The 23,586-nt window shown below is 75.4% G+C and carries 9 protein-coding genes; 4 read left to right on the top strand and 5 right to left on the bottom strand.

The window, feature by feature from the left end:
- Nucleotides 1-53 precede the first annotated feature (53 nt).
- The 4 genes from OG617_RS32910 to OG617_RS32895 all read left to right on the top strand — a co-directional run bounded on the left by OG617_RS32910 (nucleotide 54) and on the right by OG617_RS32895 (nucleotide 4,271).
- Nucleotides 54-461 carry a MarR family winged helix-turn-helix transcriptional regulator gene (locus OG617_RS32910; protein WP_405096881.1) on the top strand — a complete coding sequence of 136 codons (408 nt, stop codon included), beginning with the start codon at nucleotides 54-56 and terminating at the stop codon, nucleotides 459-461.
- Nucleotides 458-2,104 (top strand): MDR family MFS transporter, encoded by a 1,647-nt coding sequence (locus OG617_RS32905; RefSeq protein WP_405096879.1) that lies wholly within the window; start codon nucleotides 458-460, stop codon nucleotides 2,102-2,104. The genes OG617_RS32910 and OG617_RS32905 overlap by 4 nt, the downstream gene beginning before the upstream one ends.
- A gap of 136 nt (nucleotides 2,105-2,240) precedes the next feature.
- Complete coding sequence (locus tag OG617_RS32900; RefSeq protein WP_405096877.1) at nucleotides 2,241-3,092, top strand: phosphatase PAP2 family protein; 852 nt, start codon at nucleotides 2,241-2,243, stop codon at nucleotides 3,090-3,092.
- 318 nt (nucleotides 3,093-3,410) lie between these two features.
- Complete coding sequence (locus tag OG617_RS32895; protein WP_405096875.1) at nucleotides 3,411-4,271, top strand: hypothetical protein; 861 nt, start codon at nucleotides 3,411-3,413, stop codon at nucleotides 4,269-4,271.
- A gap of 97 nt (nucleotides 4,272-4,368) precedes the next feature.
- Here the strand turns inward: OG617_RS32895 and OG617_RS32890 are convergent, their stop codons facing one another.
- The 5 genes from OG617_RS32890 to OG617_RS32870 all read right to left on the bottom strand — a co-directional run bounded on the left by OG617_RS32890 (nucleotide 4,369) and on the right by OG617_RS32870 (nucleotide 23,552).
- Nucleotides 4,369-5,346: a hypothetical protein gene (locus tag OG617_RS32890; protein WP_405096873.1), complete on the bottom strand. Its 978-nt coding sequence runs from the start codon at nucleotides 5,344-5,346 to the stop codon at nucleotides 4,369-4,371.
- Between the two features lie 122 nt (nucleotides 5,347-5,468).
- Nucleotides 5,469-6,701 carry an ATP-grasp domain-containing protein gene (locus tag OG617_RS32885; RefSeq protein ID WP_405096871.1) on the bottom strand — a complete coding sequence of 411 codons (1,233 nt, stop codon included), beginning with the start codon at nucleotides 6,699-6,701 and terminating at the stop codon, nucleotides 5,469-5,471.
- Entirely contained in the window at nucleotides 6,698-8,314 is a 1,617-nt protein-coding gene (locus OG617_RS32880) for a condensation domain-containing protein (protein WP_405096869.1), read from the bottom strand. Before OG617_RS32880 ends, OG617_RS32885 begins: the two co-directional genes overlap by 4 nt.
- Nucleotides 8,311-22,239, bottom strand: coding sequence for an amino acid adenylation domain-containing protein (locus OG617_RS32875; protein WP_405096867.1), 13,929 nt, complete (start codon nucleotides 22,237-22,239; stop codon nucleotides 8,311-8,313). The genes OG617_RS32880 and OG617_RS32875 overlap by 4 nt, the downstream gene beginning before the upstream one ends.
- On the bottom strand, nucleotides 22,236-23,552 hold the full coding sequence (locus tag OG617_RS32870; protein WP_405104040.1) for an MFS transporter: 1,317 nt from the start codon (nucleotides 23,550-23,552) through the stop codon (nucleotides 22,236-22,238). The genes OG617_RS32875 and OG617_RS32870 overlap by 4 nt, the downstream gene beginning before the upstream one ends.
- Between the last annotated feature and the right edge of the window lie 34 nt (nucleotides 23,553-23,586).

The raw sequence follows: 23,586 nt of genomic DNA, 5'->3' as shown, positions 1-23,586 counted from the left end.
CCACCGCCCGTGAACTTGTGATTCGGATGTTCGGCCTGCTCAGGAGCGTGCGGATGGTCAAGCAGCGGCGGGCCGACGACCGGCCGGCCGTGCCGATCGGCCTGGTCGGCATGCTCATCCAGATCGACCAGCACGCCACCGGCTGCCATGCCAGGGAGTTGGCCTCCCACACCGGGCTCGACCCGTCGACCGTCAGCCGTGTCGTCGCCTCGCTCGTCTCGCACGGCCTGGTCGAGCGGCGCACCGACCCGGCCGACCGGCGGGCCAGCTGGCTGGCCATCACCCCGAAGGGCCAGAGCGGCCTGGCCGACGCGCACGGCTGGTACGGCGAACTGCTCGATCGGGCGCTCGCCGACTGGACTCCCGGCGAGGTGGCGGCGCTGTGCGCCGCACTCGGCCGGTTCACCCGCGACCTCGATGTCGCCCTCGGAACCAACGACAACCTGGAGGACGCGCGATGAGCGCACCCACCACCACCACGGCGGCAGACGCGCCGATGACCCATCGGCAGACGCTGGAGGCACTCAGCGGCCTGCTGCTGGTGCTCTTCGTCGCCATGCTGAGCGGCACCGTCGTCTCGACGGCGCTGCCGAAGATCATCGGGGCGTTGGACGGCTCGCAGATCCAGTACACCTGGGTGGTCACGGCCACCCTGCTCACCGCGACGGCCACCACCCCGATCTGGGGCAAGCTGGCCGACCTGTTCAACAAGAAGACCCTGGTGCAGGTAGCCATCGTCGTCTTCCTGGTCGGTTCGGTGGTCGCCGGCTTCTCGCAGAGTGCCGGCCAGCTCATCGCCGCCCGCGCGTTCCAGGGCATCGGCGTCGGCGGCCTGCAGGCCCTCGTCCAGGTCGCCATCGCGGCGATGATCCCGCCCCGCGAGCGCGGCCGGTACAACGGCTACCTCGGTGGCGTGATGGCCGTCGCGACGGTCGGCGGACCGCTGCTCGGCGGGCTCATCGTCGACACGTCCTGGCTCGGCTGGCGCTGGTGCTTCTTCGTCGGCGTGCCCGTCGCCGCGATCGCGCTGGTCCTGCTTCAGATGACCCTGCGGCTGCCCACCGTCCGGCGTGAGAACGTCAAGATCGACTACCTGGGCGCGAGCCTGATCGCCGCCGGCGTCAGCGTGCTGCTGATCTGGATCTCGTTCGTCGACAGCTCGTTCGCGTGGGTGTCCTGGCAGTCCGGCGCGATGGTCGGCGGCAGCATTCTCCTGCTGGGCCTGGCGACCTGGGTCGAGTCGCGGGCGGCCGAGCCGGTCGTCCCGCTCAGCATCGTCCGGCAACGCACCACCGCCCTCGCCATCCTCGGCAGCCTCGCGGTCGGCATGGCCATGTTCGGCGGCGCCGTCTTCCTCGGCCAGTACTTCCAGATCGGGCGCGGCTACAGCCCCACCGAGGCGGGCCTGCTCACCATCCCGATGATGGCCGGCGTCCTCGGCTCCTCCATCATCGCCGGCCGCATGATCACCAACTCCGGCAAGCTCAAGCCGTACATCGTCTTCGGGTCGGTCGTCCTCGTCATCGGGTTCGGCATGCTCGGCACCATCGACCACGAGACGTCGCTCGTCCTGGTCGGCGCGGCCATGCTCATCGTCGGCATCGGCGTCGGCATGACCATGCAGAACCTCGTCCTCGCCGTGCAGAACACCGTGTCGCTCAAGGACATCGGCGCGGCCAGCTCCACCGTCGCGTTCTTCCGGTCCCTCGGCGGCACCATCGGCGTCTCCGTGCTCGGCGCCGTCCTCGCCCGCCGGGTCAGCGACCAGGTCACCCACGACCTAACCGCCGCGGGGATCCCCGCGTCCGGCAGCGGGGGCGGCAGCCTCAACCTCGAGGTCCTGCCCGAGCCCGTGGCGAACATCATCCGCGCGGCGTACGGCGACGCCACCGGGCACATCTTCCTCATCTCGGCCGCCATCGCCGTCGTCGGCATCATCGCGGCGCTCCTGCTCAAGCCGGTCAACCTCCGCACGAGCCTCGACCTGCCCGACCCGGTAAGGTCGGCGGCCGTCGCCGCCGACGCCGTCGACGGCGCGCCCGCCTTCGACCAGGTGAGCGTCGACTCCGCCGGAACGAGGCGTCCGCCCGCCGCCGGAGCCTGACGTACGTGGGCCCGGGGCCGCCACCGTCTAGAGGACGGTGGCGGCCCCGGCACGTGCGGAGCGCCGGGGCGGGCGTGCGTGACCGATCCGTCCAGCGAGGGCCGTCACCCACGGCCGTGACCGAGTCGAGGGACCTGTGGAGACTGCCGAGGCCGCACCTGCCCCACTCGCGGCGCCCGGCCGGTGGCGCGGTCCGCTGCGCCGGGCTACGCGCGAGTTGGCGCTCGTGGCCGTGCTGTTCCTGGCGTACAAGCTGGCTCGCGTCGCCGTGGTCGGCCGGGTGGCGACCGCGGTGGAGAACGGGGAGCTCGTCTGGCGCCTGGAGCGCCTGCTCCGGCTGCCCAGCGAGGCCGCCGTCCAGCTCCCGCTGCTCGCGGGCGACCTGCCGGTGCGCCTGGCCAACAGCTACTACGCCTACGTGCACTTCCCGGCCACGGCGGCGTGCCTGGTGTGGCTGTACGTGCGCCGCCCCGTGTACTACCGCTGGACGCGCCGAGCGCTGGCCGGGCTCACCGCCGCCGCGCTGGCCCTGCACCTGCTCGTGCCGCTGGCCCCGCCCCGGCTGACCCAGCTGACCGGCATGGTCGACACCGGCAGCCGGTACGGGCCCGCCGTCTACGGTGCGCCCGGCGCCGACGAGCTGAGCAACCAGTACGCCGCCATGCCCTCCCTGCATGTCGGCTGGGCCATCGCCGTAGCCGTCGCGCTCGTCGCGGCCACTGCCGGGCGGCTGCGTTGGCTGTGGCTGGCGCACCCGATCGCCACGGTGCTGGTCGTCGTCGGCACGGGCAACCACTACTGGCTGGACGGCGTCGTGGCCGCCGTCCTGCTCGCCCTGGTCCTGTTCCTGCTGCCCGGGCCCGTTCCCGCCCGCCGCTCCTCCGGCGCACCCCGGGGCGCCCCCGCCGCCTCCGGTCGGGCCGCAGGGCCGCCCCGGTGCCGGGCGGCGTCCCGACGCGGCGCGCGGCGGCGGGCACGGGTGCGGTGACAGGCGTCGGCCGGGGCATCCGGGCCCAGTAACTTTCGTCACAGCCTGCACCCAGCCCGCCGGGGGCCCGGGGCGAACGCCCCCCACCGGGCGGATTCCCTTTGCCAGCGGGCATCGCCGGGTCCCCGACACCCCTTCGGTGACAATGTGGCCGGCCACAGAACGGCTCGTCCCGTCTGCACAGAGTGACGGAATGTGGCCAGTTCGGGCCGGCGGTGGCCCGGCGCGGTCACCGGTGGGTTCCGGGGCTTTGCGCGCCTCACTACCCTGTTGATGTTCTTGTGCCTGGGCACCCGTCGACAGCGATAAGGGCTACAGATGACCCACAGTCACCCTCCGTACGGAGGGCAGCCGGACCCGAACGTCACCCCGTGGAGCGGGCCACCGGCCCAGCAGGGCGGATACCCCGGCTACGGCCAGCCGCAGCCGCCGCAGTTCGCCGCTCCCGTGCCGCCGCCGAAGAAGTCGAACCGGGGGCTGATCATCGGACTGTCCGTGGGCGCCGCCGTGGTCGTCCTGCTCGCGCTGTGCGGCACCGGCATCGGGTTCCTGCTCGTCGGCGAAGACGACGAGGACCCCAAGCCGATCGCGTCCGCGCCCGCGAACCCCACCGACGGCCCGCAGCCGGGCACGGACAACTCGGCGGCGCCGCAGCCGTCCGAGTCGCAGGAGCAGCCGAACAACAACAACGCGGTGACCGCCCGCTACTCCAGCGAGTTGTCCGCGGTCTGCGACGGCGGCCCGATCCTGAACGCGGCGCCGTACAACGGCCCGTCCGGCGCCAAGGCGTACACCTTCTCGAACTCCCCCGACCGGCCGTCGTCCTGGTCGTCGAAGTCGGTGAGCTCGGACAAGCCGTACTACGCCAAGTCGGCCGACTTCGAGACGGTCTCCGTGGTCGGCTGCCTGAAGGTCGAAGCCGGCAGCGAGGGCACGCCCAAGGAGTGCAACTACAAGGACAGCGCGGGCAAGACCGTCACCGTCTCCTACATCTCCTCGCGCTACACGCTGACGTTCTACGCGGCGAAGACCGGCGAGAAGATCGGCGACGGCGGCACCGTGAACGCCCCGGCCAACCGTTGCCCGAGCTTCATCTCGTACAACAAGGCCACCATGAAGTCGTACGCCGCGCCGGACAGCGGCACCATGGAGGCGGCGCTGGACAAGTTCCTGTCCTGAGTCGGCCCACGGGAACCGGGGAGGGGCGGGAGACCGACCCTCCCCGGTCCGGGCGACCAGCGTGGCGCCCGCTCATCAGTGGCCCGGCGGGGGTCGACTACCCGCCGACGCGTGCCTGGTAGACCCGGTCTCCCGCGCCCCGGACGAAGAGGTGGAGTTCGCCGCCGTAGACGGTGGTGGCGGGTGCGGACGCGGCGCCGGCCGGGCCGGGTACGGCCGTCCAGCCGGACCAGGTCCTGGCCGCCGTGAGTCGGTTGGTTTTGATCGTGCCGTTGGTGGTGCGGGTGAAGAGGTGCAGTTCGCCGCCGTAGACGGTGGCGGCGGGTGCGCTGGTGGCGCGGGTGGTGTCGGGTACGGCGGTCCAGCCGGTCCAGGTGTTCGTCGACAGCGTGAGTCGGTTGGTTCTGATCGTGCCGTTGGTGGTGCGGGTGAAGAGGTGCAGTTCGCCGCCGTAGACGGTGGCGGCGGGTGCGCTGGTGGCGCGGGTCGTGCCGGGTACGGCCGTCCAGCCGGACCAGGTCCTGGCCGCCGTGAGTCGGTTGGTTTTGATCGTGCCGTTGGTGGTGCGGGTGAAGAGGTGCAGTTCGCCGCCGTAGACGGTGGCGGCGGGTGCGCTGGTGGCGCGGGTGGTGCCGGGTACGGCGGTCCAGCCGGTCCAGGTGTTCGTCGACAGCGTGAGTCGGTTGGTCTTGATCGTGCCGTTGGTGGTGCGGGTGAAGAGGTGCAGTTCGCCGCCGTAGACGGTGGCGGCGGGTGCGCTGGTGGCGCGGGTGGTGCCGGGTACGGCGGTCCAGCCGGTCCAGGTCCCCGCCGACAGCGAGAACCGGTTGACCCGCACCGTCCCGTTGCCAGCCCGGACGAACAGGAACAGTTCACCGCCGTACACCACGGAGGCCGGGCCGGACCGGGCCCCCGCCGCACCCGGCACGGCCGTCCAGTCGGTCGCCGGGGCGGACTGCTGCCGGGCGCCGGCCTGCGCGGGCGCCGCCGCGCCGGCCGGCGCCGCCAGCACGGTCGCGGCGAGGACGAGCACGAGCAGGCGGTTCAGCCACCTCGTCGGATGAGCCAGATGCATGGGCGCGCTCCCTAGTGGATTGCCGGCGCGGTTGGCCGGCTCAGGGAATCATGCCCGCCCCCGGACGCCGCCGATCAGCCGGCCGTCCACAGTGCACCGCCGTCCGGCGGGCGCGGGACGGTTCAGGCGGCGTCCGGCGGCAGGATGCGCAGGCGCTCCTGCACCGCGTCCAGGGCCGCAAGGCACTCCCGGCGGTTGTCGGCCACGACCGTGGCGTAGGCGACCCGGCCCACCATCGTGCCCTTCGGCGGCGGCGACAGCGAGGCGCCCGGCTCGGCCAGCACGACGAACCGGTCGACCGCGGGCGGCAGGCCGCCGTCGACGCGCACCGACCCGACAACCGTGTCGTCGCGCTCCGGGTAGAAGAACCGGATCGCCGCGACCCGGGCCGCCGGCGGCACCGTGCGCGGCTGCCGACCGCAGGCGATCGCCGCCGCAGCCAGCCCCGGGTCGGTCCCGCCGACGAGCAGCCCGAGGTACGGGATCAGGTCGCCGCCGACGCGCGCGTTGACTTCGATCACCCGCGGGCCGGCGGCGGTCAGCCGCAGCTCGGTGTGTGTCATGCCGTCGGTGAAGCCGAGCGCGGCGTGGGTCTCCCGCAGCACGGCGAGCAGCTCCGGATCGGTCAGCAACGGGTCGGCGCCGTCGACGAGGTGGCCGACCTCCTCGCAGTGCGGCGCGAAGCCGAGCTGCTTGTGGCCCACGCAGATCGGCCACACCTCACCCCGGAACACCGCCGCGTCGACGCTGATCTCCGGCCCGTCGGCGTACTCCTCCCACAGGATCCCCCAGTCGTCGGCGGGGACCTCGGGCAGCGCGGCGTGGCCGGTGTCGGCGATCGCGAACCCCGCGGCCACCTCCGCCGGCGAGCGCACCACCGTGACCCCGATGCTGCCGCCCAGCGCGCGGGGCTTCAGCACGGCCGGGTAGCCGGTCGACCGGCCGGCGGCCAGCGCCGCGTCGACGTCGGCGACCGGCAGCGAGCGTGGCTGCGGCACGTTCCGGGCGGCCAGCGCCAGCCGGGTGCGGTGCTTGTCCCGGCAGCGGGCCACCACCTCGGGGTCGCCGCCCGGCAGCCCGAGTGCCTCGGCCACCCGCGAGGCGCCCAGGATCCGGGTCTCGTCCCAGCAGATCACCCCGTCGATGCGGTTCTCGGCCGACACCGCTCGGGCGGCGGCGGTCATGGCGTCCACGTCGAGGGTGTTCAGCACCGTCCAGCCGTGCAGGTACTCCCGTTCCCAGGCCGGTTCCCGGTCGCAGAACAGGTGCATCCGGTAGTCCTGGCTGATGCTGCTCAGCAGGTACTCCCGGAACCACTGTCCGCCGGGGGTCACCACCAGAAGCTGGGGTTTCATGCCGGTTCTCCTTCGTCGTGGTGGCGGGGCAGCGGGGCGTTCGGCGCGGCCAGCAGCCGGGGCAGCAGCCGCAGGTACCGGTCCACCCAGCCGGACACCGTGCCGGGGTCGAACAGGGTGGCGGCGTACTCGACGACCAGCGACATCCCGCCGTCCGGCGTCGGGCGCACGTGCCAGGTCAGGTCGGCACGCGCGCCGGCCAGCAGCACGTCCTGCGCGGGCACCGGGTCGATCCCGACCAGGTGCAGGATCGGCTCGGCCAGGTCCAGCACGGACAGGTAGACCCGGTTCGGACTGCCGGCGAACGCGTTCCCGAGCGCCTCGCTCTGGACCGCCAACGGCACCGACTGCCGGGCCAGGACCTGCCAGGTCGCCCGGGCCGTCCGCCCGACCAGCGCGTCGAACGACTCCGCTCCCCGCACCGGCACGACGAGCCAGGGCGCGTGGGCGAACACCCCGACCACCTCGTCGAACCGCGGATCGCTGCGGTTGGCCACCGGCACGGTCAGCGGCACGCTCGACACCCCGGTCAGCCGGTGCAGAAGCCAGGCGAAGGCCGCCGCCAGCACCACGAAGGGCGTCACGTCCCGGCGTACCGCGTGCGCGGCCACCGCCGAGACCAGCTCGGGTGTGACGACGGCGCTGACGTGACCGCCGGCGTCGGTGGTGGCGGCCCCGCGCGGCCGGTCGGTGGGCAGCCGCAGCGGCGCCGCCTCCCCGCGCACCTCGTCGGCCCACGCCCGGACCGTCCGGCGGGTCGACTCCAGGGCCAGGTACCCGCGTTCCCACCGGCTGAAGTCGACGAAGCCGGCGGCCAGCGGCGGCAGGTCGGCCGGCTGCCCGGTGACCGCCGCCCGGTACAGCTCGCCGAGGTCACGTATCAGCACCTGCGCCGACCACCCGTCGACGATCCCGTGGTGCAGGGCGAGGACCAGTTCGTGCCGGTCCCAGTCCCGGTCGGTCCCGCCGACCGGGGCGGTCGGCTCCGGCCGGAACAGCACCGCGCGGAAGCCGGGCTCCGCCCGCAGGGCGAACGGCACGCCGGCCCACTCCCGCGCCGCGTCGTCGAGCTGGCCGGGGGCGACCGACCGGACCGGCACCGGCACCGGGCGGGCGGCGAGCACCTCCTGCCACACCTCGGCGCCGCGCATCGCGTACCTGGTGCGCAGCACGGCGTGCCGGACCGTGAGGTCGGTCAGCGCCCGCTCCAGCGCCGGGCGGTCCAGCGGGCCGCGCAGCGCGAAGCGCAACGCCACGGTCAGCATCTGCGGGGTTTCGCTGTCCACGGTCATCCGGTACTGCCGGGCCTGCCCGAAGCTGGCCGGCGCCGTCGCCAGGACCTGAACGTCCCCGCCGCCGATGCTGCCATCGGTCGGGCCGCTGCCGCCGTCGTCCGGACCGGGGCCGTTGCCGAGGTCTGGGCCGGGCGGGTCGGTGGCGCGGAGGCGGTCCACCAGGTCCGGCTTGAGCCGCCGCATCGTCGCGATCAGGCCCGCGTCCAGCGCCTCGGCCGGGGCGTCGTAGTCCAGCCGCGACCCGCGTACGGCGAGGCGCACGTCCCGACTGCGCAGCAACCGCAGCAGCTCGTCCACCTCGGACCCGGTGCCGGTCACAGCCACCCCCGGACGCGCTCCGGCCGGTCGGTGCCCGTCTCGGTCGGGTCGCCGTCACCCGCCTGGTCCGTGTCCGCCTGGTCCGGGTCCGCCCGCCCTGCGGCCGGGACGGAGAGCGTCAGCCGGTGCGCCATCGCCCGGATGGTGGGCCGGCGCAGGAAGTCGAGCACCTCGTCCGTGCCGCCGGTCTCGACGGCCACCCGGTTCAGCAACCGCAACGCGGTCAGCGAAGTGCCGCCCAGCTCGAAGAAACTGGTCTCCACCCCGATCGCCTCGGCGCCCAGTTCGGTGCACCAGGCGTCGTGCAACCGTCGCTCCAGGGCGGTCGCGGGCGCTGTGCCGGCGCCGGCCCGGCGCGGGGCGTCCAGGTCCGGCTCCGGCAGCGCGGCCCGGTCGATCTTGCCGCTGTCGGTGGTGGGCAGCGCGGGCAGCACCGTCCACGCCGTCGGCACCAGGTACTCCGGGAGCCGCCCGGCCAGCCGGCGGGCCAGTTCCGACGGATCGACCCCGTCCCGCGCCGGGACCACGTATCCGGCGAGGTAGGCCCGGCCGTCCGCGTCCGGCCAGGCCCGCACGGCGGCGTCGTGGACCCCGTCGAGGCCGCGCAGGTGATGCTCCGCCTCGCCGGGCTCCACCCGGAACCCGCGGATCTGCACCTGGGCGTCGGTGCGGTGCAGGAACTCCAACTGCCCGTCGGCCCGCCACCGGACCACGTCGCCGGTCCGGAACACCGGACCCAGCCCCGGGTGCCGGAGGAACCGGGCGGCCGTCTCCTCCGGGGCGTCCAGGTAGCCCCGGCCGAGCTGGACGCCGCCGAGGTACAACTCGCCGGGGACACCCACCGGCACGGGCCGGCCGTCGTCGTCGAGCACCCGTACCCAGGTGCCGGGCACCGGCCGGCCGATCGGCGGCACGTCCCCGTCGGCGGCGTCCAGGTGCGCCCAGGTGGAGACCACGGTCGCCTCGGTCGGTCCGTACACGTTGGTGACGGTGAACGGCAGGTCCGCCGGCACTCCACGGCGCAGCCGGTCGCCGCCGACGACGAGGTGCCGCAGGGCCGGCCGGGGCCCGGCCGACCAGTCCTGGTCGAGCAGCAGCTCGCCGACCGGCGTGGGCACCATCGACACGGTGACGCCGGTGTCCACCAGCCAGTCCCGCAGGCGGCCGGCGTCGAGCCGGACGTCGTCGGGCACCACGTGCAGCGTCGCGCCGGCCCGCAGCGCCGGCCACACCTCGATGCCGGACGCGTCGAAGCCCGGGCTGCAGAACCAGCTGAGCCGATCGCGGGCGGTGATCCCCAGGTCCCGGGTGTACCAGGCGACGGTGTTGGCGATCGCCCCGTGACCGATCACGCATCCCTTCGGTCGGCCGGTGGAGCCGGAGGTGAAGATGACGTACGCCAGGTCCTCCGGCGAGCCGCCCGCCCGCTGCACGCGGGCCGCGACGCCGTCCGGCGCGGCGGCAGCGGCGGCGCCCGTCGGGTCGGAGCCGGCGACGGCGCCCGGTGCACCGGGGGCGAGCCGGTCCATGTGCAGCGAGGTCACCGTGTCGGTCAGCGGTGGCGTGCTCGACCGGGACACCACCACCCGGATGCCGGCCCGGGCGACTATGCCGGCCAGCCGGGCGGCCGGTTGCTCGGGCGCCAGCGGAACATAGGCGGCACCGGCCCACAGCACGCCGAGCATCGCCGCGACGGCGTCGGCGCTGCGGGGCAGCTGGACACCGACCAGGTCCCCCCGGCCGACGCCCGCCGCGGCGAGCGCCGCCGCCACCGCGTCGGCCCGCCGGTCCAGCTCCGGCCCGGGCAGCTGCTCCCCGTCCGGGTCCACCACGACGGCCCGGCGGACGTCGAGCAGCCCGGGCAGCTCCGCGTCGGCGCCCTCGGCCGGCGGCCCGCCGTCCTGCCACCGGGCGATCGGGTCCGACCCGGTCGCGATGGGGCCGAGCAGCGCGCGTAGCGGCTCGTCCGGTCGCCGGATCCCCGCCCGCAGCACCTCGGCCAGCCGGTCGAGCACCCGTCGGGCGGTGGCCGCGTCGAACAGGTCGGTCGCGTAGTGCAGTTGGCAGCGGACGGTGTCGCCGAGGTCGGTGAGGAACAGCGTCAGGTCGAACGGGGCCCGCTCCACGGCCGCGTCGAGCAGGGTGGCCCGCACCCCGGGCAGGTCGAGCTCGAAGACCGCCTCGTTGTCGTACTCGACCACCACGTCGAACAGCGGGTGCCGGCCGGCCTCCGGTTCGATGCCCAGCGCCCGCACCACCCGGTGCAGCGGCACGTCGCGGTGCTCGTGCGCGTCGAGCAACGCGGTGCGGGCGCAGCGGACGAGGTCCGCGAGGCCCGCGCCGCCGGCCACCGCCAGCCGCAGCGGCAGCATGGTGACGAACAGCCCGACCGCGTCCCGCGCGTCGCGGGGCCGGTGCGCGACGGGGGCGCCGATCACCAGGTCGGGTTGCCGGCCCTGGTCGCCGAGCACCGCCGCGAAACCGGCCAGCAGCACCATGAACGGGGTCGCCCGGCAGCGCCGGCCGAAGTCCCGCACCGCCCTCGTCAACTCCGCGTCCAGGACGCCGCCGGCCACCGCGCCGACGCCGCTGGGGGTCGCCGGGCGCGGCCGGTCGGTCGGCAGGTCGAGCCGGGGCAGCGGCCCCGCGAGTCGACGCGTCCAGTACGCGAGCTGCTCGTCGGCCGTCTCCGCCGGCACGTCGTCCACGGGCACGGGCCACGGCGGCGGCTGGGGCAGCTCCACCGGCCGGCCGGCGATCGCCGCCCGGTAGCCCGCCGCGATCTCCCGGGCCAGCACCCCCGCCGACAGCGTGTCGATCACCAGGTGGTGCATCCGGAGCACGAGCAGGTGCTGCCGGTCGTCGATCCGGACCAGCCGGGGCGCGAACAGCGGTCCGGCGGACAGGTCGAAGCGGTGCGCGGTCTCCTCGCGGGCCGCGCGGGCCGCCGCCGACGCCACATCCTCGCCGGCCGCGTCCCGTACCGGCAGCTCGACCGGGCCGGGTGGGCCTGCCAGTTGGCGTGGCTCACCGTCGACCTCGCGGAAGGTCGACCGCAGCGCCGGGTGCCGCCGCACCACCAGGGCGACGGCGGTACGCAGCGCCGCGACGTCGAGCGGCCCGTCCAGGCGCACCACCTGCGACTCGGTGTAGGTCGGCCGGCGCGGCAGCATCCGCTCGGCGAACCAGATCTCGCGCTGGGCCTCGGTGGCGGGTACCCCGGTTCCCGTCGGGTCGTCCGCCGCCACGGACCCCGCCGTCGGGCCGTCCGCCGTCGGGGCCGGGTCGTCGGTCGGCGCCGTCGGGTCGTCCGCCGGTGGTGGACCCGGGTCGGGGCGTCGCAGCAGGGCGCCGAGCTGGTCGATGCCGGTCAGCCCGGCCAGCATCCGGTCCGGGGGCAGGCCGAAGTCGACGAAGCAGCCGATCTCGTCCACCCCGAGCGCGGCGAGGCGCTCCACCACGGCCCGGGCCTCCTGCGGGCTGCCGATCAGCGCCCGGTCGGTGGTGTAGCGCTGGTAGGCCCGCTCCAACAGGAAGTCGACGTCCTCCGGCGCGGTGCGCTCCAGGTCGATGGTCACGCCGAGGCTGTTGGTCACCTGCCCGAACAGCGCCAGCGACGAGCGCAGGTAGGCACAGAACGGGCCGAACGCCTCGGTGCGCGCCCGGTCGCCGTCCGGGCCGAGGTACGTGTGCAGCAGCAGGACGACCCGCCCGTTGGGCGCCAGGCCGTGCTCGACCCTGGTCCGGCGGTACAGCGCGATGTTGTCGGCCAGCTCCGCCACGCCCTGCGCCATCAGGTTGGTGATGATGCCGAGGTCGGCCGCCGCGGCCCGGCGGTAGCTGTCCGGGTTGCCGACGACCGCGGTGAACAGCGGTGGCAGGTCCTGCACGGGCCGGGGGAACAGCCGCACCTGCACCGGTTCCCCGTTGCCGGCGGTACGGGTGACCGGCAGCCCTCGCCAGAGGTCACGGATCTGGGCGACGGACTCGTACATCACCTCGCGGTGCCGCCCGTACGCCTGCGGCGCGAGCACGAAGTCACGGGCGTGCCAGCCGCTGGCGCAGCCGATCCCCACCCGACCGCCGGAGAGGTTGTCAACCACCGACCACTCCTCGGCCACCCGGATCGGGTCGTGCAGGGGCAGCACCGCACAGCCGGCGTGCACCCGGACCCGCCTCGTCCGGGCCGCCACCGCCGCCGCCAGCACCGACGGGTTGGGGAAGATGCCGCCGAACGAGTCGAAGTGCCGCTCGGGCAGCCATACCGCGTACAGGCCGTGGGTGTCGGCGAACTCCGCCGCGTCGAGCACGGCGGCGTACCGGTCCTGGACGCTCTCCTGGGGGTAGTCGCCGAAGAAGTAGAGGCTCAGGTCCGGCGGATGTCCGGGCCCTGACCGGCTGCCGCCCGCCGCCGCGCCGAATTCGGTGTCACCGCCGGCGGGCAACCGGGGAACTGTGACCGGTGCCGACGCGGACCGGTTCCCTGCGGTCGGTGCGGTCGGTGCCGTCGGCATCGCGGCCGGAGCCGGGGTCGGGGCCGGAGCCGGGGCCGGGGCTGCCCGGGTCGCGGGGGTGCCGAGGCCGCCCGGCAGGAAACCGCCGGCGCGCAGGTCGGACAGCGACTGGCGGACGGCGTCGGCCACCACGTCGACATCGGCGTCGGTGTGCGCGTCGGAGAGGAAGAAGTTGCGCCACTCCCACACGTACACCCCGGCCAGCAGCAGGTGGTGGAACAGCAGGTCCAGGTCGGCGGTGGAGGCGAACCGGAACAGCGACCCGAAGTGGCGCACGCGCAGCGGGAAGTCCTCGGCGGCGCAGAAGTCGTTGATCGTCGCCGCCAGCCGTTCGGTCCGCCGGTTCAGCCCCTGCTGCAACGCCGGGCCCCGGCGGCGCAGCTCGGACAGCACCGCCCTGACGGCCACCATCGACACCGGATGCTGAATGTAGGTGCCGCCGAAGAAAGTAGTGTCCTGCGGCGGGGCGCTGTCGTCGCCGTACCGCCAGAAGCCGCCGTCGACCCAGTCCATGATGTCGGCGCGGCCGGCGACCGCGCCGACTGGGAAGCCGCCACCGATCACCTTGCCGTACGTGGCGAGGTCGGCCTGGACACCGAAGACGCCCTGGGCGCCCCGCACGTGTGGCCGGAAGCCGGTGAGCATCTCGTCGAAGAGCAGCACCATGCCGTGCCGGTCGCAGGACTCGCGCAACGCGCGGAGGAACTCGGCCGGCTGCCGGTCGGGGTACCGGCTGCGTACCGGTTCCACCACCACCGCCGCGATCCGGTCGGCGGCGCGGGCGATTACGTCGAGGCTCTGCGCGTCGTCGTAGGGCAGGACCAGCACGTCCGCGACGGCCGAGTCAGGGATGCCGGCGGAGACCGGCACCGTACGCCAGCCGTCGCCGGACCGGACCCCGCTGCCCAGCACCGGGTCGAAGTGGCCGTGGTACGAACCCGTGAAGGTGACCACGAGCGGGCGGCCGGTGTACGCGCGGGCCAGCCGGAACGCCGCGGAGTTCGCCTCCGTGCCGGTGGTGGCGAACGCGGCGCGGTCCATCCCGGTCAGCTCGCAAAGCAGCTCCGCAGCCTCCCCGGCCTCCGCGCCGCGCGGGCCCAACCGCAGGCCGTCGTCGAGGTGGGCGGCCACTGCCCGGGTCAGGAACTCCGGTTCGTGGCCGAACAGCAGCGCCCCGAACCCCATGGTGATGTCGAGGTAGCTGTTGCCGTCGACGTCCTCCAGCCGGGCGCCCCGAGCCCGCCGGGCTGCCAGCGGGTAGAGCATCTCCTTGGTGGTCCGGCGGAAGCCCACCACCGCCCGGCTGTCCGCGAGCCGCGCCCGGTGCCGCTGGGTGAGCTCCCGGGAGGTGGGGGTCTTCGCGACGTAGCGGCGTACCAGGTCGGCGAGGTGCGCCTGCTGGCGTGCGTCGAGGCGGTTGCCGCCCATGCCGGCGCCCACCGCTACGGGCCTCGGCCCGACCTGCGCCGCCGGTTCCTCCGCCGACGGCACGGCGGCGGCCGGCGGATCGGTCGACGGCGCCAGGGTCTTCCGCGACGCGGCTGGTGGGGCGGCTGGTAGGGCGATGCCGGGGCCCGGTGCGACCGGGCCTGGCGGTGCGACCATGCCCGCCGGTGCCGCCGGTGCCGGCTGATGCGGGAGGGAGTCCGGTCCGCCGGCCGGCGACGGGACGCCTCCGAGCGCCGAGAGCTGCCGGGCCATCAGGTCGGTGAACTGACCCATCAGGGCGAGCTGCGAGTGCACCACCGACAGCGCGCCCGGGTCGTGGGCCGGTGCCGCCCCGACGACGCCCGCACCGTACGCGTGGGCCGCCGGCATCGTCGCCGCCGGCACGGCGGGCGTCGGCAGCGTCGCCGGGGCGGTGGGTGCCGGCAGCGTCGCCGCACTGGTGGACGCCGGCACGGCGGCGGTCTCACCGTCGAGCGGATCGGCACCGGATCCTGCGGCGGTGACGGCGAGCCCAGGCCACCCACCCGTTCCGCCCGGATCCCTCGGACCGCCTGTTCCGCCTGCTCCACCCGTTCCACCCGTTCCACCCGTTCCGCCCGGACCGCTCGGTCCGACGCCGATCGCGGGTGGGGCGGCCGAGGTGGCGGCCGGCCCGGGCGGTGTGCCCGGGACGGGGGCCGCAGCCCCGGCCAGGGTGGCGCGCCGCTGCGGGGGCATCCGCTCGACGATCGCCGCCGTCAGGCGGTGCGGGCTGTCGAGATCCTCGAACAGTTCCCGCATGGCGATCCGGATGCCGAAGGCGGTCTCCAGCTCGCGAAGCAGGTTGATCATCAACAGCGAGTCGGCGCCCAGGTCGAAGAAGGGCGTGTCGGCCGGAACCCGGTCGGGCTCCATGCCGAGCTGCCCGGCGGTTAGCTCGCGCACTTGACGCAGGACGAGGTCGTCGATGGGGTTCGCCGGGTTGGCCGTGGACATGACGGGGGAACCTCCTGCGCCGGGTTCGACGGACGGGACGGCAGGCGTCGCGGGGCGGGTCTCGACCCAGTGCCTGGTCGGCCGGAAGGGGTGGGTGGGCAGCGGCACCCGCCGGCCCCCGGGTGCCAGCGCCGCCCAGTCGACCTCGACGCCTCGGCAGAACAAGGAGGCCAGGGCCGCCACGACGGGTTCGGCGGGTTCGCGCTGGTGGTGGTCCTGGCTGTCGCCGCGCCGGCCTCGCACGGGGATCCAGGTGGTGTCCGGCCACTGCCGGCCCAGCCCGGTGAGCACCGCCCCCGGGCCCAGCTCGACGAAAGTGGTACAGCCGTCGGCGACCAGGGCGTCCACGCCGGCGGCGTAGTCGGCCCGCTCCCGGGTCTGCCGGCGCACGTGCTCGGAGCCGAGCAGGGTGCCGGGCGTGCGGCGGGCGCCGCCGAGCCCGGTGACGAACGACGTGTGCAGAGGCCGCCAGGTGAGGGTCGCAGCGCGGGCGGCTAGGTCGTCCAGCACCGGCTCCAGTAGGGCGGAGTGGAACGCGCGGTCCACCGGCAGGGGCCGGTGCGGCACCTTCGCGTCGTCGAGCAGGCTGCCCAACCGGCGGACCGCCCCTGGGGGACCGGCCACCACGTGCCGGCGCGGCCCGTTGCGTACGGTCCGCTCCACGCCGTCGACCTGCTCCAGCAACCGGTCCAGTACGGATTCGTCGGCCAGCACGGCGAGGGCTGCGCCCGGTGGCGTGCCGCCCTGCATGAGTTGCCCCCGCACGGCGGCCAGGTGCAGGCCGTCCTCGACGGAGAGCGCGCCGGCGAGGCAGAGCGCGGCGTACTCGCCGGCGCTGTGTCCGATCAGGACGTCGGGTCGCACCCCGACCGACTCGAGCAGCCGGGCCTGGGCGACCTGCACCGCGAACAGGGCCGGCTGCACGGTCGCCGTGGTCCACTGGTGCGGCCCGCCCCGCATCGCCGCCAGCAGGTCCACGCCCCACGCCTGCCGGTACTGCGCGGCGCAGCGTTCCAGCACCTCCCGGGCGGGTTCGTGAGCCGACAGGCCGACCGCCGCGGCGCGGCAGTCCACACCCTGCCCGGTCAGCGCGAAGACGACCGGCCCGGGGCCGCCGTCGGGGACGGTCCCGGTCACCGTGCCGGGCAGGACGTCGCCGTCCGGGCCGACCGGGGAGGGTGCGTCCCTCGCCGTAGGTCGCAGCAGGGCCGCCGCCGCGCCGGGGGTGGCCGCCCACGCCACCCGCCGGTGCCGACGCCGTCGCCGGCCGGTGCTCAGGGTGACCAGTACGTCCTGGGCGCGGGGTGGGTCGGCGGCGGCCAGCCGGTCCGCGACCCGGTCGGCGAGCAGGCCCAGCGCCTCGGGCGTGTGCGCGGACAGCGGCACGACCACGGGGCCGGTGTCCGGGTCGGCCGGGGCCGTGACCGGCGGCTCCTCGACGACCACGTGGGCGTTCGTGCCACCGACACCCAGCGACGACACCCCGGCGCGGCGTGGACCGGGCACCGGCCACGGCTGCGCCGACGTGGGCAGCCGGAACGGGCCCTCGGCCAGGCGGAGCTGCGGGTTCGGCCGACGCAGGTTGGCCAGGGGAGGCACCTGCCCGTGCCGGACGGCCAGGGCTGCCTTGATCAGCCCGGCCATGCCGGCGCAGGTGTCCAGGTGGCCGATGTTGGCCTTGACCGCGCCCAGCGGCAGCGGGGCGTGCCGCTGGCCGAACACCGCGTGCAGGGCGGCCACCTCGATCGGGTCGCCGACCGGGGTGCCGGTGCCGTGGGTCTCCAGGTAGCCCACCGACGCCGGGTCGACACCCGCCACGGACAGTGCCTCCCGGATGACCGCGGCGTGACCGCCCACCGTCGGCGCCGTGTAGCCGCTCTTGTCGGCGCCGTCGTTGTTGACCGCCGTACCCAGGATCACCGCGTGCACGGTGTCGCCGTCGGCGAGCGCGTCGCCGAGCCGCTTGAGCAGCACCGCGGCGACGCCGTTGCCGCCCACCGTGCCGTCGGCCTCCGCGTCGAACGCCCGGCACACGCCCGCCCGGGACAGGATGGAGCCGGCCGCGTGGCGGTAGCCGGCAACCCGGGGCACGTGCAGGGCGGCGGCCCCGGCCAGCGCCAGGTCGGTCTCGCCCGCCAGCAGCGACCGGACCGCCAGGTGTACCGCGACCAGCGAGGTGGAGCAGGCCGTCTGCACGCTCAGCGCCGGCCCGGTCAGGCCCAGCCGGTACGCCACCCGGGTCGCCAGGAAGTCCGGCTGGTTGCCGATGGTCACCTGCAACGCCGCGAGCTGGTCCGTCGGGTCCGTGCCGGCCAGCCGATCCAGCAGGTACGAGCGCAGCGAGTACAGGTGCATGCCGGAGCCGGCGTACACCCCGACCCGGCGGTCGGTGCCCGCGTACCCGCCGTCCTCCAACGCCTCGTGGCAGACCTGGAGGAACAGCCGCTGCTGGGGATCGGTCAGCGCGGCCTCGCGCGGGGTGATGCCGAACATCTCGGCGTCGAAGCCCTCGATGTCGTCCAGCGCGCCGCTGACCGGGACGAAGGCGTCGTCGTCGACCACGGCCGCGGGCCAGCCGGCGGCCAGCAGCTCGTCCCGGCCGAACCGCCGTACGTCGACCTGCCCGGCCAGCAGGTTCCGCCAGTACCGTCCGGCGGTGTCGGCGCCCGGGAAGCGCAGCGCCATGCCGACGATCGCGATCCGCCGGTCGTCCGTCGCCCCGGCGTCGGCCGGTCCGTCCCGGCGGGGCCCGGCGCCGCACAGCAGCTCGACCAGGTGCGCCACCAGTGCGGCCGGGGTGCCGTGGGTGAAGAGCGTGACCAACGGGAACTGCGCGCCCAGCGCCTGCTGCAGCCGGATGTGCAGCCGCACCAGGCGGACGGAGTCGAGGCCGGCGTCGTGGAACGCGGTCCGGTCGTCGGCCGTGCCCGGCACAGTCTCTCGCAGCACCTCTCGGACGAGGCGCGCCACCACCAGTGGATCGCGCGCGGGCGCACCGACCTCCGCAGGCCGGGCCCCGGCCAGCGGCGGCGTTCCATTCGCGGCCGGCGGTGGCGTCCCGGCCCCGGCCAGCGGCGGCGTTCCGTTCACGGCCGGCGGTGGCGTCCCGGCAACAGCCGGCGGTGGCCCCGGAGTTGGCGGCGGCGGCGCGCCGGGGGCCGGCGTGGGCTGCCTGCCGGGACCGGCCGCGGGCGCGCCGGTCCCGCCCGACGGGGCGGCGGCCGGTGAAGGGGCGGCCGGGCACGGCACCACCGGTGCGGGGGTTCCGAAGGCGTCCACCGGGTCGGGCGTGCCGGCGGCGACGCCCTCCAACGGCCGGACCGGCCGCAGCAGGTGTCGGACCCGGCCCGCGTCGGGGTTGACCCCGACCAGTAGGTGTCCGGGCGGTCGGTGCAGGGCCAGCCGGGTCAGCGCCCGCCCCTCGGTGGGGGAGAACGCGAGCAGGTGCCGCCGGGTGGCCTGCTCGACGCCGTCCTGGGCGGCGGCGAGCCCGACCCCCCGCCACAGCCCCCAGCTCACGCAGTGCGCCGGAAGTTCGGGGCGCAGATGCTCGCAGAGCGCCTCGACGAACCGGTTGCCGGCCACGTAGCTCCCGGCCCCGACCACGGGCGTCAGGGTCAGCAGCGACGAGAACGCCACCAGGCGGCTGCCCGGCCGCCTGCGCAGCAGCCGGACCACACTCAGGCTCCCGTCGACCTTCGCCGCCGCGTCGGCCCGCCACCGGGTCGCGGCCCCGGCCAGCGGGGCGTGCCGGTAGTCGCCGGCGAGGTGCAGCACCCCGTCGAGCGGGGCCTGCCATCGACGTTCGGCGGCGGCCACGGCCGCCTCCAGGGCGTCGCCGTCAGTGACGTCGACGGCGCTGTAGTGCACCCGGGCGCCGCTGTCGGCCAGCTCGGCCAGCCGCTCGACGGCCTGCGGGGCCGGGGTGCGGCCGACGACGAGGAGATGCAGGTCGAGGTCGGTGGCGAGCCGGCCGAGGACCGTGCGGGCCACCCCGCCGAGCCCGCCGGTGACGAGCCACCGGGTGCCGGGCGGCACCGCAGGCCCCGCCGGGCCACCGCCACCGCCACCGTCAACGCCACCGCCCACGCCCAGGTCGGCGGTGTCGCCCATGCCACGCACGCCGCCGCCCGCGTCGCCGGTGCCGGCCGAGGCGACGCCGACAGCCGGTACGTCGCGGTGCAGGGTGCGCACCAGCGGGCCGTCCCGCCAGGCGACCACCGGCTCGCGGTGCGTCCACCCGAGGGCCATCGCCACGGCGGCGGCGTCCTCGGCCACGTCCCGGCCGGGCAGGTCGAGGTGCCGGGCGGTTACTCCGGGATGCTCGACGGCGAAGGTCTCGGCGAGACCAGCGGTGAGCGCTGCCGGATAACAGCCCGGCTCGTCGCCCCGGATGCGGTACAGCCCGCGACTGAGCGTCAACAGCGTGCCGGTCCAGCCGGCGTCGGCGAGCGTGCGCAGCAGGTCCAGTGCCCCGTTTCCGCAGACCTCGACGGCCGCGTCGACCGCCGACGCGTCGTCCGGGGCCGGGGTCGGCAGGTAGCTGGCGGCGAAGACGACCTGCCCCGGCAGGCTCTGGCGCCCGCCGAACGCGCGGCCGCGTTCCACGCCGTCCGTCCCCGCCTCCAGGGCGGGCGCGACCGGACCGGGCCGCCCCGCGCCGTCGACGACCAGCACGTCGGGCAGTGCGTCGCGCAGGGCGGTGGCGAGCCCGAGCCGGTCGCCGATCACGAGTACCGGCCCCGGAACCGGGCCGGCGGGCAGGGACCGGGGGGCCCACGCCAGCCGGTGCACGCAGTCGGGCACGGTGTCTGGGCCGGCCTCCAGCACCTCGACCCGGCGCTGGGCGGCCTCGTACCCGCCGGAGAGCAGGCGGGCCCGCATGCCGCTGCGCTGGATCTTGCCGCTGGTGGTCTTCCCGAACGCGTCCCGCCCGATCGGCACCAGCCGCACCGCGGACAGTTGGAGCCGCTCCGCCAGCCGGCCCCGGATCCGGGCCAGCAGGTTGGCGTCGAGGCCCCGTTCGTCGACGAACAGGACCACGACCTGCTCGGTGCCGTCGGCCCCCGGCGCGCCGACCGCCGCGACGAAGCTCGCCGCGACGCCGTCCACCCCGCCCACCGCGTCCTCGATCTCGTGGCAGAAGTGGTGGACGCCGTTGACGATGATGACTTCCTTCTCCCGGCCCGTGACGGTGAGCCGGCCGCCGGCGAGGAACGCGAGGTCGCCGGTGTCGAACCAGGCGCCGTCGGGGAAGGCCGCCCGGTTGGCCTCGTCGTTGCCGAGATAGCCGGGGGTCACCCGGTCGGAGGTGACCTGCAACCGGCCGATGTGCCGCTCGGGCCGGGCGGTGCGACCGTCGGGGGCGGCGATCCGGAAGCGGGCGCCGGGCGCCGGGACGCCCATGGTCAGGAAGCTGGTCGCCCCCGGGCCGGGGGAGTCGCGCAGCCGTACCCGGGTGCCGTCGGCGTGCAGCTCGACGTGCTGCACGGAGCTGTCGTCGAACGGCTGGTAGCTGATCGCGGTGCAGGTCTCGGCCATTCCCCAGGCCAGCAGGAGGACGTCGGGCCGCACCCCGAAGCGCCGCACGTCCGCCAGGAACCGTCGGGTCACCGGGGCCGTGCACTGCTCCCCGGCGTTGATCAGGCTGCGTACGCCGCGCAGGTCCCAGTCGCGGTCCGGGTGTCCGCGCAACGCCTCCGAGACCAGCTTGTAGCCGAAGTTCGGCGACCAGCTGTGCCGCACCTCGTGGCGCTGGAGCAGGTCGAGCCAGAGCAGTGGGTCGGCGAGCACCAGACCGGTGGCCACGTGCGTGGTGCCGCAGCCGAGCACGACCGGCCCGAGGTGCATCATGACGATCCCGCCGACGTGGTCGAGCGGCAGCCAGTTGAGCACCTCGTCGCCCGTCCGCATCCGGCCGACCTGCCGGGCGCCGCGCGCGTAGCCGACGATGCCCCGGTGGGTGAGCGGGATGACCTTCGAGCGGCTCGTGCTGCCGGACGACAGCTGGAGCATGGCCACGTCGTCGGGCGCCGGAGGGGGCAGTTCCTCGGCCGGCGGGTGGTCGGCGCACCGGGCGACGTCGAGCACGCGCAGCCCGACGATCCCCTCCCGCTCGGCGTACCCGACGAGGTGTCCCACCGTGGGGCCGCCGGAGAGCACGACGGGGTGGCCGAGGCCGCGCCACGCGTGCTCCAGCTTGTCCAGCGTGGCGTTGCGCGCCCCGTACCCGGGGGCCTGCGCGACCGCCACCGCCCGCAGGCCGCCCAGCAGGCACGCCCACAGCGCGACGAAGTGGTCGGCCAGCGAGGGCACGTGCAGGACCACCGGGTCGCCGGGGGACAGGCCGGCCGCGCGCAGGCCGCCCAGCGTCCGCCGCGCGGCGGCGAGCAGTTCGGGGTACGACAGCAGCCGGGTGCCGTCGGCCTCCACGACCCGTACGCCGCGCTGCGGCCACCGTTCCGCCGCCCGCAGCAGGGCCTCCGGCAGCGTGGCCGGGTCCCCGGGCTCGGCCACGACCGGCGCACCCTGCGCGACGGCCGGCGGGGCGTCCCGGTCGACCGGTGCCGGTCCGGCCGGACCAACGACGGTGTCCGGGGTGACCCGCCGTTCGGTCGCCCAGCGCGGCGGCAGCGCGACCAGCTCGCCCAGGTGCCGCCGGCCCACCTGCGGCGCGGGCGCCGCGAGCACCGGAACGCCGACCGTGTCGGCGACCGGCAGCACGGCCAGGGCCGACTCGTCGGGCACGCCCTCGGCGGTCCGGGGAATGCCGGAGACCACCGCCACCGCGAGCGGCGGGCCGGCCGGCCGGGGCAGGGTCAGCGCGGCGGCCTCCGCGGTGCGGCGCACCCGGTCGACCGGCGTTCCCTCGGCCGGCACCACGTACGCGACCCGCCACCGGCGTCCGTCGCGCGCCGTCCGGGTCAGCACAGCGGCCTCGGCGATCTCGGGGCGGCCGGTCAGCGCTTGGAGTAGTTCGTCGGTCACGGCCGGCTCCCCTCGGCCGGGGCCAGGGCGTCGGCCGGCGGGTCGGGGGCACCCTCGACCGGGGTGGCCGTGTGGCGGTGGAGCAGTCCGAACAGGACGACGCCGAGGGCCAGGACAACCACCGCGCCGTGCATCGCGGCGGCCACGTACAGCGGTCGCCACACCTCCAGCAGCCCGGCGGCGAGCAGCATGCCCAGGCCCAGGCCGCCGTTCTCGGCCATCGCGGTCAGGCCGAAGAACCAGCCGCGCTGCGGGTCCGGTTCCGCCTGCAGCCGGGTGGTGTAGGTGATCTCGGTGAACCCGTCGGCGGCCCCGGCCACGAACGCCACCAGCAGGACCCACTGTCCGGGCAGGTCGGTGAAGGCCACGATGAACGCGGCCGACATCAGACAGGTGCCCACGACGAATCCGGTCTCGCTGCGCCGGGGCCCGTCCAACCCGGATCGTCCGGTCCCGAGCCGGCGCACCACCTGGTGGGCGGCGAACAGGCCGACGGCCCAGACGGCGAAGAAGTGCCCCACGAACGCGGCGGGGTCCTGCGGTTGGACCTGGGTGGCGTACACCGGCAGGCCCACGTTGTGCGAGGCGGAGCCGAGCGCGTCGACCGCCCGGACCAGCACGACGACGAGGATCACGGGTGCCGCCACCAACGCGGCGAGGGTCTCCCGGCGGTGCCGGCGGGTGCCGTCCATCGGCTTCACCGCCGCGGGCTGGGCGGTTCGGGACCGGCGGGACGGGAACGGCAGTGGCAGCGCGGCCAGCAGGGTCGCCGAGACGACGAACGTCCCCGCGTCCACGAGGAACGCCGCTCGGTAGCCCCACCAGCCGACCAGCACCCCGCCGGCGGCGAAGCCGAGGGCCATCGCGATGGCCCGTCCGGTGACCAGCAGGCCGTTGGCCGTCACCCGGTCCGCCGCGCCCACCAGGTCCGGCACGCTGCTGCGCAGCAACACTGTGGACGTGGTGCCGAGCAGGCCGGTGGCCACGGCGACCAGCGGCAGCAGGCCGAGGCGCACCGAGGACGGGGCGAGCACCAGGGCGACGAGCGCGACGGCCTGCGTCAGGTCGCAGGCCACCATCACCGGCCTGCGGGGCAGCCGGGCCGCCACGGTGCCGCCGACCAGGCCGGCGACGAAGCCGGCCCCCAGCCGCAGCGCCATGAACCCGCCGGTCTGCAGGGCGCTGCCGGTCGCCTGGTAGACGAAGAGGTTGAGCGCCACCATGTTGAGGTAGCTGCCGAACGCCGAGATCGAGGTGCCCGCGACGAGCGCCCGGAACAGCACCAGCTGCCGAGGCGGGCCGGCCGGCCGCATCAGTCGCACCGTCCACCCGGCGCCGGCCGGGACG

Source organism: Micromonospora sp. NBC_01412, assembly GCF_045040215.1.
Taxonomy (GTDB): domain Bacteria; phylum Actinomycetota; class Actinomycetes; order Mycobacteriales; family Micromonosporaceae; genus Micromonospora; species Micromonospora rubida.
The sequence above is the reverse complement of the archived record's forward strand: the minus strand, read 5'-3'. Positions and strand labels throughout refer to the sequence as shown.